Below are 13,728 nucleotides of genomic sequence, written 5' to 3'. Positions count from 1 at the left end.
AGCGAAGTGTCCACGCGCATCACCACGCGGCCGTTGCGTTCGCCGTCGCGCACGCCGGGGCCGCGCAGGGCGCGGTGCAGGTCGTCGTGCGCGCGGCCCCGGTCGTCCACCGGGCGCCACAGTCCGAACACGCCGAACAGGCGGTCGTGGCGCATGACCTGGGTGGTGCCAAGCCAGACCGGGGTGCCGTCGCGCAACGCGACCGAGGCCGCCCACAGGCGCAGGACCTGGATGTCGCCGCCGGGCAGCGGCCGCCGCAGGAGCATGCTCTCCGCCTCGGTGTCGAGGGTCGCCGGCAGCACCGCCTTGGCGGATGGTGGCAGGTCGTCGTCGAGCAGGCCCAGCACCGCGACCCAGTCGGCTTCCGGCTGTTCATGCCAGCCGGCCTGCTCCAGGCGCGCGCGCAGTTCCGGCAGCGGCCCCGCCACCTGCACGTCGAGCGGCCAGCGCAGGCTCGCGTCGCGTTCGTTGCGGTGCGCCGGCAGCGCGCGCCACGCGTCGCCGTCCCACCAGGCGTCGCGGTCGAGGGTCGCCGGCGGTGCCTGCACCGCGTACTGCTCCAGCAGCGGATCGACCGCCCGCGGCAGGTGCCAGGCCGCGGCCGCCAGGAACCCGCCGTAGAACGCGATCGCCAGCGGCCGCATCCAGAACGAGCGCGCCACGTGGCTGCGGTAGGCCAGGCCCAGCACCAGCAGCCAGACGATCCCCAGCAGCGCCCCCCCGACCACGTCGCTGAGCCAATGCGCGCCCAGGTACAGCCGGGCGAAGCCGATCGCGGACACCACCGCGCCTGCCACCAGGTAGGGCCAGACCCGGTTGCGGCCGGGGAGCTCGCGCGCGACCAGCACCGCGAAGAAACCGAACGCGATGGTCGCCATGGTCACCGCGAACGAGGGGAAGCCGAAGCCGTGCAGCGCGCCCGGCGGCGCCGGCATGTCGATCCAGCTGTCCAGCATCGAGGTCAGCGCGAGGCCGAAAGCCAGCGCCGCGAGCCAGTGCGCCGCCGCCATCCAGCGCCGGCGCCACAGCAGCCAGGCCAGGGCCAGCGAGCAGGCCGGCAGCAGCACGGCGAGGTCGCCGAGGCTGGCCAGCCCGGCCATCATCCGGTCCGCGAGCGGGTTGCGCAGCGAGCTCATCGCCGAATACACCGACCAGTCCAGCACCAGCGGGCCGCCATGGCCCAGCACCATCGCCAGCAGCGCGAACCAGGCCCAGCCGATCGCCAGCAGGCAGGCGGCGAGCAGCGCCAGCGACGCGGATTCGGGGCGGTTCGGGTCGATCAGCGCACGTGCGTAGCGGCCGAGGCGGGGGTGCGCACGCGACCAGCGCAGGGCGCGGGCGAGCAGGGCGTCGGCGTGGCGCGCGAACCAGCGCCAGCTGTACAGCACCACGGCCCAGGCCAGCGCCAGCACCGCCACCAGCGCCAGCAGCACCAGCACCAGGCGGTCGGCCACCGCGGCGACCGCGTCGTAGGAGGCGCCGAAGATCCAGCCCGGCGCGAGGAACACCCCCGCCCACGCCAGCGCCGCGAACGCGCTCGCGGGCAGATAGCGGCGCAGCGGCATGCGCAGGGTGCCCGCGATCGCCGGCACGAACGGGCGCACCGCGCCGACGAAGCGGGCGATGACGATGCTCTTGGTGCCGTGCCGCCGGAACAGCGCCTCGCCGCGTTCCATCAGCTGCGGATAGCGCCGGAACAGCACGTGCTCGCGCAGCTGCGGCCCCCAGCGGTGCCCGATCCAGAAGCTCAATGCATCGCCGAGCAGGGCGCCCAGCGCGGCGCAGGCCAGCGCATACGGCCCGTGGATGTGGCCGAGGCCGACCAGCGCGCCGACCGCGAACAGCAGCGGCAGCGCCGGCACCACGATGCCGACCACTGCCAGCGCATCGCAGAAGGCGACCAGGAACACCAGTCCGCCGGCGGCGACCGGGTGCGCACCGATCCAGGCAACGGTGTTGTCGAACCAGGCGCCAGGCATCGGGCGATTATGCCCGCCGGCCTACAATGCCGGAAACGGAGGACGCCCATGCCAGACCTGTCCGGCAAGACCCTGTTCATCACCGGTGCCTCGCGCGGCATCGGCCGTGCGATCGCGTTGCGTGCCGCGCGCGACGGCGCCAACGTGGCGATCGCCGCCAAGTCCGACGTGCCCAACCCGAAGCTGCCGGGCACGATCCACACCGTCGCCGCCGAGGTCGAGGCCGCCGGCGGCCGCGCGCTCGCGCTGAAGTGCGACATCCGCGACGAGGACGCGGTGCGCGCCGCGGTCGCGGCCACGGCGGAGGCCTTCGGCGGCATCGACGTGCTGGTGAACAACGCCAGCGCGATCTGGCTGCGCGGCACCCTGGACACGCCGATGAAGCGCTTCGACCTGATGCAGCAGGTCAACGCGCGCGGCACCTTCCTGTGCGCGCAGGCCTGCCTGCCGCACCTGCTCGAGTCCGCGAACCCGCACATCCTCACCCTCGCGCCGCCGCCGTCGCTGGACCCGAAGTGGTGGGGCCCGCACACCGGCTACACCCTGGCGAAGATGGGCATGAGCTTCGTGACCATCGGGCTGGCGGCGGAGTTCGGCCGTCGCGGCGTCGCGGTGAACGCGCTGTGGCCGCGCACGGTGATCGCCACCGATGCGGTCAACATGCTGCCCGGCGTGGACACGGCCAACTGCCGCAAGCCGGAGATCGTCGCCGACGCCGCGCACGCGATCCTGTCGCGGCCCGCGCAGGGCTTCAGCGGCAACTTCCTGCTGGACGAGGACGTGCTGCGCGAGGCCGGTGTCACCGATTTTTCGCAGTACGCAGTGGATCCTTCGAAACCGCTGCTTCCCGACCTGTTCCTGGACTGAGTGCCCCGATCGCCATGCGCTACCTGCACACCATGGTCCGCGTCCGCGACCTCGACGCGTCCCTGCGTTTCTATTGCGAAGGCCTCGGCCTGCGCGAGGTGCGACGCCAGGACAACGAACAGGGCCGCTTCACACTGGTGTTCCTGGCGGCACCGGACAGCCCGGACGCGGAACTGGAGCTGACCTGGAACTGGGGTTCGGACGAGGACTACGGCAGCGCCCGCAACTTCGGCCACCTCGCGTTCCGGGTGGACGACATCTACGCGAAGTGCGCGCACCTGCAGGCGATGGGCGTGACCATCAACCGGCCGCCGCGCGACGGCCACATGGCCTTCGTGCGCTCGCCAGACCTGGTCTCGATCGAGTTGCTGCAGGCCGGCGATCCGCTGCCGCCGGCCGAGCCCTGGGCGTCGATGCCGAACACCGGCAGCTGGTAGTCCGCTAGGTCGCGCTTTCGAGCAGGCCCAGGCGCTGCAGTTCGAGGCGCAGCGCCCTCGCGGACGTGAAATGGTGGCCGCGCATGCCGGCACGCACGGCGGCCTCGGCGCTCGCCGCCTTGTCGTCCACGAACAGCACTTCGCCCGGGTCCGCGCCGAGCGCGGACAGGCAGGCGGCGAACACCGCCGGGTCGGGCTTGGCCGCGCGGAACTGCGCCGAGCAGTACACCGCGTCCTCGAACAGCGGGAACAGCGGCGGGCAGATCCGCGGCAGGTGGCGCTGCAGCAGCAGGTTGTTGTTGGTGAGGATCGCGACCCGCGCGCGGCGTGCCACGGCTTCGGCGATCGCGAGCACCTCCGGGTCGGCCTGCATGGAGGCGCGCCGCGCTTCGACGCAGGCTTCCAGCGTCACCGGGCGCCCCAGTCTCCGCGCGAGTTCCTCGACCTGGGCGCCGTCGTCGTAGAGGCCCAGGTCGGCATCGTTCTCCAGCCCGGATTCGAACAGCGCCGCGTGCACCTCGTCGTCGCGGCAGCCGCAGTGCTGGGCCAGGTGGCGCAGGCGTGGCGCGTGGGCGTAGTGCGCGAGCACGCCGTCCAGGTCGAACAGGACGACGGCCGGCGCTGCGTTCATGCCTTCGGGGCCGCGAAGGCCTCGCGCGCCGCGGCGATCGTGGCCTCGATCTCCGCCTGTTCGTGCGCCGAGGACATGAAGCCGGCCTCGAAGGCGGAGGGCGCGAGGTACACGCCGCGCTCGAGCATGGCGTGGAAGAAGCGGTTGAACGCGGCGGTGTCGCAGGCCACCGCGCCGGCGTAGGTGTCCACCGGCTCGCTGCTGAAGAACAGCCCGAACATGCCGCCGACGCGGGTGGTGGTGAAGGGCACGCCGGCGTCCCGCGCCGCCGCCTCCAGGCCGTCGCACAGCGTGTTGGTCTTCGCCTCCAGGGCCTCGTGGAAGCCCGGCGCGGACACCAGTTCCAGCATCGCCAGCCCGGCCGCCATCGCTACCGGGTTTCCGCTCAGCGTGCCGGCCTGGTACACCGGGCCGCTCGGCGACACCTGCCGCATCAGCTCGCGGCGTCCGCCGTAGGCGCCCACCGGCATCCCGCCGCCGATGATCTTGCCGAAGGTGGTCAGGTCGGGGGTGACGCCGTAGCGGGCCTGCGCGCCGCCCAGCGCGACGCGGAAGCCGGTCATCACCTCGTCGAAGATCAGCAACGCGCCGTGCTTCGTGCACAGCGCGCGCAGGTGTTGCAGGTAGCCCTCGCGCGGCGGCAGGCAGTTGGCGTTGCCGACCACCGGTTCGATGATCAGGCCGGCGATGTCGGCGCCGCAGTCGTCGAACAGCGCGGTGGCCGCGTTGAAGTCGTTGTACGGCAGGGTCAGGGTCAGGTCGGCGAGGGCCTTGGGCACGCCCGGCGAGGTCGGCACGCCGAAGGTGAGCGCGCCGCTGCCGGCCTTGACCAGGAAGCTGTCGCCATGGCCGTGGTAGCAGCCCTCGAACTTGACGATCCGCGCGCGCCCGGTGGCGCCGCGCGCGAGCCGGATGGCGGAGAGCGTGGCCTCGGTGCCCGAGTTCACCATGCGCACCATCTCCATGGACGGCACCAGCCGCGCGATCGCCTCGGCCATGTCCACTTCCAGCGCGTTGGGCACGCCGAAGCTGAGCCCGTCGCGGGCCACGCGCTGCACGGCGTCGAGCACCGCCGGGTGGTTGTGGCCGGCGATCATCGGGCCCCAGGAACCGACGTAGTCGATGTAGCGGTTGCCATCCACGTCGAACAGGAACGGCCCCTCCGCCCGCTGCGCGAAGAACGGCTCGCCGCCGACCGAGCGGAACGCGCGCACCGGCGAGTTCACCCCTCCGGGCATCAGCGCCTGGGCGCGTTCGAACAGGGCATGCGAGCGTGGGGTGTCCATGGGGCGTCCTCGGTGTGGAGCGTTCAGCGGCTGAACTGGGCGTGGATGGCGCGCGCGGCGGCGACGGGATCCGGTGCGTCGAAGACGCCGCCGATCACGGCGACCAGGTCGGCGCCGGCATCGATCGCCAGCCGGGCATTCTCGGCGGTGATGCCGCCGATGGCCACCAATGGCAGTCCGTGCACGCGCGCCGCCTGCAGGTGTGCCGGCGTGGCGCGGCGCGCGCCCGGCTTGGTGCCGGAAGCGAACAGAGCGCCGAAGGCCAGGTAGCTGGCGCCGGCCGCGGCCGCGCGCGCGGCGCGCGCGGGGTCGTCGTAGCAGGATGCGCCGACGATGGCGTGCTCCCCCAGGTGCGCGCGCGCCGCGGCAATGGCGCCGTCGCCTTCGCCCAGGTGCACGCCGTCGGCGGAGACGCGCGCGGCAAGCGCCGCATCGTCGTTCACCAGCAGCGGCACGCCGGCGTCCCTGCACAGCATGCGCAGCGCAGTCGCCTGCCGCTCCCGCAAGGCCGCGTGCGCACCCTTGTTGCGGTACTGCAGCCAGGTGGCGAACGGCAGCAGCGGCGCCACCCGTTCCAGCAGCCTGGCGGTGTCGGGTTCGTCGGGCGTGAGCAGGTACAGCCCGCGTGGCATGGCGTCCGCATCCATGGCGGCATTATCATCCGCGCATGAGCGAAGCCGCGAGCCAGCCGCCGTACCGCACCTGGATGTGCGTGGTCTGCGGATTCACCTACGACGAGGCCGAGGGCCTGCCCGAGGAGGGCATCGCCCCGGGCACGCGCTGGGAGGACATCCCGGACACCTGGACCTGCCCCGACTGCGGGGTCACCAAGGACGATTTCGAGATGGTGGCCATGTAGGAGCGGCGCTAGCGCCGCGACCCCGGCTAATGCGGCCGCCCCGTCCCGCTGTTCAGTTCCACCAGCCGCTCGTGCAGCGACGAGGCATCCGGCGCGTGCGGATGCAGCTGCAGGTAGCGCGCCAGGTCGGCGCGCGCGCCGTGCCGGTGCCCCAGCTTGAAGTAGCCGAGGCCGCGGTCGCGCAACGCCTCCGGGTTGTCCGGCGAGATCTTGAGGATGCGGTCCGCCGAGCGCACCGCGCGCTCCCAGTCCTCGCGGTCGGCGTACACGCCGTGCAGGTTGCGCAGCATGCGCGTGAGCATCGCGCGGTGGCTGGCCGGATGCAGGATGCGGTACAGCGCCTCGTCATCCGGCATCTCGCCGCCCAGGTGCGGGCGCGCGCGCTCGCGCAGCTCGTCCTCGTCGAGCGGGCGCCCGCGGTTGAACGGATCCATCACCAGCACGCCTTCGCCCACCGGCATCCGCACCAGGAAGTGGCCGGGAAACGACACGCCCTCGAGTGGCAACCCGAGGCGGCGGGTCACTTCCATCTGCACCATCGCCAGCGAGATGGGATTGCCCAGGCGGCGCTCGAACACCTCGTTGAGGTAGCTGTTGCGCGGGTCGTAGTACTCCTCGTGGTTGCCGGTGTAACCCAGCTCCTCGAACAGGTGGCGGTTGATCGCCTGCATCTTCAGCGGCAGCAGCTCGATCCCGTCGACCAGCGGGCGCAGTTCGTCCGCGTGGGCCTGCGCCTGGGCGTCGTAGTGGGCCGGGTCCAGGTCCGGGTACTCGTCGCGCGCGATCAGGAGCGCGGTGCCGAGCAGGGGCAGGCTGTCGTCGTCCTGCCCCGCAAGCGCGTTCCAGTCGGGAAGTTCGGTACTACCTTGCATGCCGCAAGGTTGCGCTGCACGCCGCGGCAGCGCAAGGCGTGGGCGTGTGCCGGTTCAGGGTGACGGCGCGATGCCCGGCCCGAAGGTGATGGTCGCGCCTTCGCGCAGCTGCAGGCGTGCCGCTTCGCCGGCGTTGAGCTCGAGCACGTAGCGCGCGGGCGCCCCGCTCGGGTACGACGGGCAGCGGTCTCCGAGCGAGCAGGGCGGCACGTTGCGCCGCTGCGCCACCAGCGTGCGCGCATCGTCGAAGTAGAGGATGTCCAGCGGGATGCGCGTGTTCTTCATCCAGTACGCCTGCGGCGCCTCGCGCTCGTGGATGAACAGCATCCCGTGCCCGGGTTCCAGCCGGTCGCGGAACATCAGGCCGCGCGCGCGCTCGGCGTCGTCGTCCGCGACCTCCACGCTGTAGCGCTCGCCGCCGAGTTCGACCCAGGGATCGCTGGCGCAGGCGGGCAGGGACAGCAGCAGGAAGGCGGGCAGGAACAGGCGGAACAGGCGCATTCGGGCGGTCCGGGGCGGGGTCGCCACGACCTTCCGGCAGCAACCGTTCACAGTCAAGCGGAAGACCCCCTTCCCAAACCCCGCCGGGCCGTGCACAATGCGCGCCCTTGCCGAGGTGGGCAGGCCGGAAACAGCGGCTGAACCGCCCCGACGGGAACGAAAAAATCTCCTCACGAGGTGTTGACGTTCCCCGAAAGCCATGTATCATGGGCGGCTCCCTCGGACACTACGGTGGCGAGGACGGGACGAGGCGCTGAGGCCTCTCCCACGGATCTTTGACAGTGTGCGCAGGTGACTTGTGCGGGCGCCTGGCAGGTGGATCGGTTGTCCATTTGCAGGGCGTTCGTAACAGAGTCTCCTAATCAATTCATGCAAGAAATTGCAGCGAGTGATTCGGGAGCTCGGTGACGACGACTGCACTCAAGAAATTGGCCGGAAGTCCCTCGGGACGGAAAGCCGCAAAACTTAAGTGAAGAGTTTGATCCTGGCTCAGAGTGAACGCTGGCGGCAGGCCTAACACATGCAAGTCGAACGGCAGCACGAGGGAGCTTGCTCCCTTGGTGGCGAGTGGCGGACGGGTGAGGAATACATCGGAATCTGCCCAGTCGTGGGGGATAACCTCGGGAAACCGGGACTAATACCGCATACGACCTTCGGGTGAAAGCAGGGGATCGCAAGACCTTGCGCGATTGGATGAGCCGATGTCGGATTAGCTAGTTGGAGGGGTAACGGCCCACCAAGGCGACGATCCGTAGCTGGTCTGAGAGGATGATCAGCCACACTGGGACTGAGACACGGCCCAGACTCCTACGGGAGGCAGCAGTGGGGAATATTGGACAATGGGCGCAAGCCTGATCCAGCCATGCCGCGTGAGTGAAGAAGGCCCTCGGGTTGTAAAGCTCTTTTGTCCGGAAAGAAAAGCTTTCGGTTAATACCCGGAAGTCCTGACGGTACCGGAAGAATAAGCACCGGCTAACTTCGTGCCAGCAGCCGCGGTAATACGAAGGGTGCAAGCGTTACTCGGAATTACTGGGCGTAAAGCGTGCGTAGGTGGTTCGTTAAGTCTGATGTGAAAGCCCTGGGCTCAACCTGGGAATTGCATTGGATACTGGCGGGCTGGAGTGCGGTAGAGGATGGCGGAATTCCCGGTGTAGCAGTGAAATGCGTAGAGATCGGGAGGAACATCCGTGGCGAAGGCGGCCATCTGGACCAGCACTGACACTGAGGCACGAAAGCGTGGGGAGCAAACAGGATTAGATACCCTGGTAGTCCACGCCCTAAACGATGCGAACTGGATGTTGGGAGCAATCAGGCTCTCAGTATCGAAGCTAACGCGTTAAGTTCGCCGCCTGGGGAGTACGGTCGCAAGACTGAAACTCAAAGGAATTGACGGGGGCCCGCACAAGCGGTGGAGTATGTGGTTTAATTCGATGCAACGCGAAGAACCTTACCTGGCCTTGACATGCACGGAACTTTCCAGAGATGGATTGGTGCCTTCGGGAACCGTGACACAGGTGCTGCATGGCTGTCGTCAGCTCGTGTCGTGAGATGTTGGGTTAAGTCCCGCAACGAGCGCAACCCTTGTCCCTAGTTGCCAGCACGTAATGGTGGGAACTCTAGGGAGACCGCCGGTGACAAACCGGAGGAAGGTGGGGATGACGTCAAGTCATCATGGCCCTTACGGCCAGGGCTACACACGTACTACAATGGGAAGGACAGAGGGCTGCGATCCCGCGAGGGGGAGCCAATCCCAGAAACCTTCTCTCAGTCCGGATCGGAGTCTGCAACTCGACTCCGTGAAGTCGGAATCGCTAGTAATCGCAGATCAGCATTGCTGCGGTGAATACGTTCCCGGGCCTTGTACACACCGCCCGTCACACCATGGGAGTGGGTTGCTCCAGAAGTAGCTAGTCTAACCCTCGGGAGGACGGTTACCACGGAGTGATTCATGACTGGGGTGAAGTCGTAACAAGGTAGCCGTATCGGAAGGTGCGGCTGGATCACCTCCTTTAGAGACAGGCAGCCATCCGGCTGTCAGGCGTCCGCACAAGTGACCTGCATCCAGAGTGACCCCGATCGTTTGGGGCCATAGCTCAGCTGGGAGAGCACCTGCTTTGCAAGCAGGGGGTCGTCGGTTCGATCCCGACTGGCTCCACCATCCTGGCACTCGCAATACTGGGTCTGTAGCTCAGGTGGTTAGAGCGCACCCCTGATAAGGGTGAGGCCGGTGGTTCGAGTCCTCCCAGACCCACCATCTCTGGATGTATATCGCGCACACAAAGATTTGAATCGGCCCGGTGCTGAAGCCGCGGCCATGTTCATTGAAAAACTGGAATGTAGCGAGCGTTTGAGACGAATTTGTCCAGACGTGTCGTGAGGCTAAGGCGGGTACCGCAAGGTACCTATCATTTGAGTCGTTGCTAGTTCGCGTCCGGGATTTGTACCCCCGGGCACAGCAACCCCGAGGCGACTTGGGGTTATATGGTCAAGCGAACAAGCGCACACGGTGGATGCCTTGGCGGTCAGAGGCGATGAAGGACGTGGCAGCCTGCGAAAAGTGTCGGGGAGCTGGCAACAAGCTTTGATCCGGCAATGTCCGAATGGGGAAACCCACTCCGCGAGGAGTATCCAATGGTGAATACATAGCCATTGGAAGCGAACCCGGTGAACTGAAATATCTAAGTAACCGGAGGAAAAGAAATCAACCGAGATTCCCTGAGTAGCGACGAGCGAACGGGGAACAGCCCAAAAGTCGATTTGGTTCTAGCAAAACAACCTGGAAAGGTTGGCCATAGAGGGTGACAGCCCCGTATGCGAAAGGGCCATATCGATGATAAGTGAGTAGGGCGGGGCACGAGAAACCCTGTCTGAACATGGGGGGACCATCCTCCAAGGCTAAATACTACTGACCGACCGATAGTGAACCAGTACCGTGAGGGAAAGGCGAAAAGAACCCTGGTGAAGGGAGTGAAATAGAACCTGAAACCGTGTGCGTACAAGCAGTAGGAGCCCTTCGGGGTGACTGCGTACCTTTTGTATAATGGGTCAGCGACTTACTGTCTGTGGCGAGCTTAACCGTATAGGGGAGGCGAAGGGAAACCGAGTCTGATAAGGGCGCATAGTCGCAGGCAGTAGACCCGAAACCGGGTGATCTAGTCATGCCCAGGGTGAAGGTACCGTAACAGGTACTGGAGGCCCGAACCCACTCCCGTTGCAAAGGTAGGGGATGAGGTGTGATTAGGAGTGAAAAGCTAATCGAACCCGGAGATAGCTGGTTCTCCTCGAAAGCTATTTAGGTAGCGCCTCGGACGAATACTGCTGGGGGTAGAGCACTGTTATGGCTAGGGGGTCATCGCGACTTACCAAACCATGGCAAACTCCGAATACCAGCAAGTACTATCCGGGAGACACACGGCGGGTGCTAACGTTCGTCGTGAAAAGGGAAACAACCCAGACCCACAGCTAAGGTCCCAAATTCACTGCTAAGTGGAAAACGATGTGGAAAGGCACAGACAGCCAGGAGGTTGGCTTAGAAGCAGCCATCCTTTAAAGAAAGCGTAATAGCTCACTGGTCGAGTCGGTCTGCGCGGAAGATTTAACGGGGCTAAGCAGTGAACCGAAGCTTGGGGTGCACAGCAATGTGCGCGGTAGAGGAGCGTTCCGTAAGCCGTTGAAGGTGGATCGAGAGGTCTGCTGGAGGTATCGGAAGTGCGAATGCTGACATGAGTAACGATAATGCGGGTGAAAAGCCCGCACGCCGAAAGCCCAAGGTTTCCTTGCGCAACGTTAATCGGCGCAGGGTGAGTCGGCCCCTAAGGCGAGGCAGAAATGCGTAGTCGATGGGAAGCTGGTTAATATTCCAGCACCTCGCGCAAGTGCGATGGAGGGACGGAGAAGGTTAGGCAGGCCGGGCGTTGGTTGTCCCGGTGAGAGGGTTGAGGCGGTCTCCTTAGGCAAATCCGGGGAGGCAACGTTGAGACCAAGGACGAGCCCTTTCAGGGCGAAGCTGCTGATATCACGCTTCCAGGAAAAGCTCCTAAGCTTCAGCTTGCGCAGACCGTACCGAAAACCGACACAGGTGGGCAGGATGAGAATTCTCAGGCGCTTGAGAGAACTCGGGTGAAGGAACTAGGCAAAATAGCACCGTAACTTCGGGAGAAGGTGCGCCTCCTCTGGTGAATAGCTGGGGGGGGCCGAAGTGACCAGGCCGCTGCGACTGTTTATCAAAAACACAGCACTCTGCAAACACGAAAGTGGACGTATAGGGTGTGACGCCTGCCCGGTGCCGGAAGGTTAATTGATGGGGTCAGCCGCAAGGCGAAGCTCTTGATCGAAGCCCCGGTAAACGGCGGCCGTAACTATAACGGTCCTAAGGTAGCGAAATTCCTTGTCGGGTAAGTTCCGACCTGCACGAATGGCGTAACGACAGCGGCGCTGTCTCCACCCGAGACTCAGTGAAATTGAAATCGCTGTGAAGATGCAGCGTTCCCGTGGCAAGACGGAAAGACCCCGTGAACCTTTACTATAGCTTTACACTGAACGTTGAGTTCGTCTGTGTAGGATAGGTGGGAGGCTGTGAAACCCTGGCGCCAGCTGGGGTGGAGCCAACCTTGAAATACCACCCTGTCGTGCTTGACGTTCTAACCTGGGCCCGTGATCCGGGTCGGGGACCGTGTATGGTGGGTAGTTTGACTGGGGCGGTCTCCTCCCAAAGAGTAACGGAGGAGCTCGAAGGTACGCTCAGCGCGGTCGGACATCGCGCACTGTGTGCAAAGGCATAAGCGTGCTTGACTGCAAGATCGACGGATCAAGCAGGTACGAAAGTAGGACTTAGTGATCCGGTGGTTCTGTATGGAAGGGCCATCGCTCAACGGATAAAAGGTACTCCGGGGATAACAGGCTGATACCGCCCAAGAGTTCATATCGACGGCGGTGTTTGGCACCTCGATGTCGGCTCATCACATCCTGGGGCTGTAGTCGGTCCCAAGGGTATGGCTGTTCGCCATTTAAAGTGGTACGCGAGCTGGGTTCAGAACGTCGTGAGACAGTTCGGTCCCTATCTGCCATGGGCGTTGGAGATTTGAGAGGGGCTGCTCCTAGTACGAGAGGACCGGAGTGGACGAACCTCTGGTGTTCCGGTTGTCACGCCAGTGGCACTGCCGGGTAGCTATGTTCGGAAGCGATAACCGCTGAAAGCATCTAAGCGGGAAGCGCGCCTCAAGATGAGATCTCCCGGGAGCTCGACTCCCCTGAAGGAACCATCAAGACCAGGTGGTTGATAGGCTGGGTGTGTAAGTGCAGCAATGCATTGAGCTAACCAGTACTAATGATCCGTGTGGCTTGACCATATAACCTCAAGTGGCCTTGGACTTGCGACGCGTCAGTGACGTTCGCCCCAAGCCTCGCTACATTCCACCCCATGAGAGCGTGAGCGCGACGGCATCGTGCCGACCGCGACCCTCCACCCTCTCCCTGGTGACAATAGCTGCGTGGAACCACCCGATCCCATCCCGAACTCGGAAGTGAAACGCGCACGCGCCGATGGTAGTGTGCACTTAGCATGCGAGAGTAGGTCATCGCCAGGGTCTTTACCCAAAACCCCCAGCTCCGGCTGGGGGTTTTTCTTTGCCTGCGCGTCGGACCCGTTACAGGACCCGCGGGGGCTCCCCGCCGACGATCACCACGTCCGCGCGACGGCGGGCGAACAGGCCGACGCTGACCACGCCCGGAACCTGGTTGATCGCGGCTTCCATCGCCACCGGATCGACGATCCGCAGGTTGTGGACGTCGAGCACCAGGTTGCCGTTGTCGGTGACCGTGCCCTGGCGCCACACCGGCTGGCCGCCGGTGAGTTCGACCAGTTCCCGCGCCACCAGGCTGCGCGCCATCGGGATGACCTCCACCGGCAACGGGAATCTGCCGAGCACGTCCACGCGCTTGGCCGGATCGATGATGCAGACGAAGCGTTCGCTGGCCTCGGCAATGATCTTCTCGCGGGTCAGGGCCGCACCGCCGCCCTTGACCAGGCATTTCGACGGGTCGCATTCGTCGGCGCCGTCCACGTAGAGCGGAAGCGGGCCGGTGTCGTTGAGGTCGAGCACCTCGATGCCGTGCCCGCGCAGGCGCTCCGTGCTCTGCTCCGAGCTGGATACGGCGCCGGCGATGCGATGGCGGAGCCGCGCCAGGGCGTCGATGAAATACGCGACCGTCGACCCGGTCCCGACCCCCACGACCATCCCGTCCTCGACGTATTCGATGGCCTTTTCGCCGGCCAGGCGCTTGGCTTCGGACATCGC

General features: G+C 65.7%; 10 protein-coding genes, 2 tRNA genes and 3 rRNA genes. 8 read left to right on the top strand and 7 right to left on the bottom strand.

All coding sequences use genetic code 11. The annotated features are described in order from the left end of the window. Positions 1-1,979 (bottom strand): bifunctional DedA family/phosphatase PAP2 family protein (locus E4F25_RS05755; RefSeq protein WP_140910346.1); only part of this gene is annotated, 1,979 nt, incomplete at its 3' end. Between the two features lie 48 nt (positions 1,980-2,027). On the opposite strand from E4F25_RS05755, the gene E4F25_RS05750 reads away from it, so the two are divergent. Then, complete coding sequence (locus tag E4F25_RS05750) at positions 2,028-2,846, top strand: SDR family oxidoreductase (protein ID WP_140909231.1); 819 nt, start codon at positions 2,028-2,030, stop codon at positions 2,844-2,846. A 14-nt stretch (positions 2,847-2,860) separates the two neighbouring features. After that, complete coding sequence (locus E4F25_RS05745) at positions 2,861-3,283, top strand: VOC family protein (protein WP_140909230.1); 423 nt, start codon at positions 2,861-2,863, stop codon at positions 3,281-3,283. 4 nt (positions 3,284-3,287) lie between these two features. Here E4F25_RS05745 and E4F25_RS05740 read toward each other — a convergent pair whose 3' ends face one another. Genes E4F25_RS05740 through thiE form a run of 3 tightly spaced genes read right to left on the bottom strand, consistent with a single transcriptional unit; the run spans position 3,288 to position 5,847 of the window. Next, entirely contained in the window at positions 3,288-3,914 is a 627-nt protein-coding gene (locus tag E4F25_RS05740) for an HAD family hydrolase (RefSeq protein WP_140909229.1), read from the bottom strand. Beyond that, positions 3,911-5,200, bottom strand: a complete 1,290-nt coding sequence (hemL, locus tag E4F25_RS05735; RefSeq protein WP_140909228.1) for a glutamate-1-semialdehyde 2,1-aminomutase — start codon at positions 5,198-5,200, stop codon at positions 3,911-3,913. The genes E4F25_RS05740 and hemL overlap by 4 nt, the downstream gene beginning before the upstream one ends. 23 nt (positions 5,201-5,223) lie before the next feature. Next, positions 5,224-5,847 (bottom strand): thiamine phosphate synthase, encoded by a 624-nt coding sequence (gene thiE, locus E4F25_RS05730; RefSeq protein ID WP_140909227.1) that lies wholly within the window; start codon positions 5,845-5,847, stop codon positions 5,224-5,226. A 20-nt stretch (positions 5,848-5,867) separates the two neighbouring features. Here thiE and E4F25_RS05725 point away from each other — a divergent pair, with 20 nt between their 5' ends. After that, entirely contained in the window at positions 5,868-6,059 is a 192-nt protein-coding gene (locus E4F25_RS05725; protein WP_140909226.1) for a rubredoxin, read from the top strand. A 26-nt stretch (positions 6,060-6,085) separates the two neighbouring features. Here E4F25_RS05725 and E4F25_RS05720 read toward each other — a convergent pair whose 3' ends face one another. Next, positions 6,086-6,931 carry a SirB1 family protein gene (locus E4F25_RS05720; protein WP_140909225.1) on the bottom strand — a complete coding sequence of 282 codons (846 nt, stop codon included), beginning with the start codon at positions 6,929-6,931 and terminating at the stop codon, positions 6,086-6,088. A 54-nt stretch (positions 6,932-6,985) separates the two neighbouring features. Next, entirely contained in the window at positions 6,986-7,432 is a 447-nt protein-coding gene (locus tag E4F25_RS05715; RefSeq protein WP_140909224.1) for a DUF192 domain-containing protein, read from the bottom strand. A gap of 466 nt (positions 7,433-7,898) precedes the next feature. Here E4F25_RS05715 and E4F25_RS05710 point away from each other — a divergent pair. From E4F25_RS05710 to rrf, 5 genes are all read left to right on the top strand, one after another. Continuing rightward, positions 7,899-9,443 (top strand): 16S ribosomal RNA (locus E4F25_RS05710). A gap of 71 nt (positions 9,444-9,514) precedes the next feature. Further along, positions 9,515-9,590, top strand: a tRNA-Ala gene (locus E4F25_RS05705). Between the two features lie 19 nt (positions 9,591-9,609). Beyond that, a tRNA-Ile gene (locus E4F25_RS05700) sits at positions 9,610-9,686 on the top strand. A 229-nt stretch (positions 9,687-9,915) separates the two neighbouring features. Then, positions 9,916-12,780: ribosomal RNA gene (locus E4F25_RS05695) — 23S ribosomal RNA — on the top strand. A gap of 123 nt (positions 12,781-12,903) precedes the next feature. Next, positions 12,904-13,017 (top strand): 5S ribosomal RNA (gene rrf / locus E4F25_RS05690). The 16S, 23S and 5S rRNA genes sit together here with 2 tRNA genes alongside, the layout of an rRNA operon. 60 nt (positions 13,018-13,077) lie before the next feature. Here the strand turns inward: rrf and rpiA are convergent. Further along, positions 13,078-13,725, bottom strand: coding sequence for a ribose-5-phosphate isomerase RpiA (gene rpiA / locus E4F25_RS05685; protein ID WP_140909223.1), 648 nt, complete (start codon positions 13,723-13,725; stop codon positions 13,078-13,080). Positions 13,726-13,728 lie beyond the last annotated feature (3 nt).

This window comes from Cognatiluteimonas lumbrici, assembly GCF_006476065.1.
GTDB lineage: Bacteria > Pseudomonadota > Gammaproteobacteria > Xanthomonadales > Xanthomonadaceae > Cognatiluteimonas > Cognatiluteimonas lumbrici.
Note: the sequence above shows the minus strand (reverse complement) of the source record. Positions and strands in the feature narration are given on the sequence as shown.

Coding starts and splice junctions, on each gene's coding strand:
- thiE (WP_140909227.1), bottom strand. CDS start 5,847: ATGGATGCGGACGCCATGCCACGCGGGCTGTACCTGCTCACGCCCGAC.
- rpiA (WP_140909223.1), bottom strand. CDS start 13,725: ATGTCCGAAGCCAAGCGCCTGGCCGGCGAAAAGGCCATCGAATACGTC.
- E4F25_RS05745 (WP_140909230.1), top strand. CDS start 2,861: ATGCGCTACCTGCACACCATGGTCCGCGTCCGCGACCTCGACGCGTCC.
- hemL (WP_140909228.1), bottom strand. CDS start 5,200: ATGGACACCCCACGCTCGCATGCCCTGTTCGAACGCGCCCAGGCGCTG.
- E4F25_RS05750 (WP_140909231.1), top strand. CDS start 2,028: ATGCCAGACCTGTCCGGCAAGACCCTGTTCATCACCGGTGCCTCGCGC.
- E4F25_RS05720 (WP_140909225.1), bottom strand. CDS start 6,931: ATGCAAGGTAGTACCGAACTTCCCGACTGGAACGCGCTTGCGGGGCAG.
- E4F25_RS05725 (WP_140909226.1), top strand. CDS start 5,868: ATGAGCGAAGCCGCGAGCCAGCCGCCGTACCGCACCTGGATGTGCGTG.
- E4F25_RS05715 (WP_140909224.1), bottom strand. CDS start 7,432: ATGCGCCTGTTCCGCCTGTTCCTGCCCGCCTTCCTGCTGCTGTCCCTG.
- E4F25_RS05740 (WP_140909229.1), bottom strand. CDS start 3,914: ATGAACGCAGCGCCGGCCGTCGTCCTGTTCGACCTGGACGGCGTGCTC.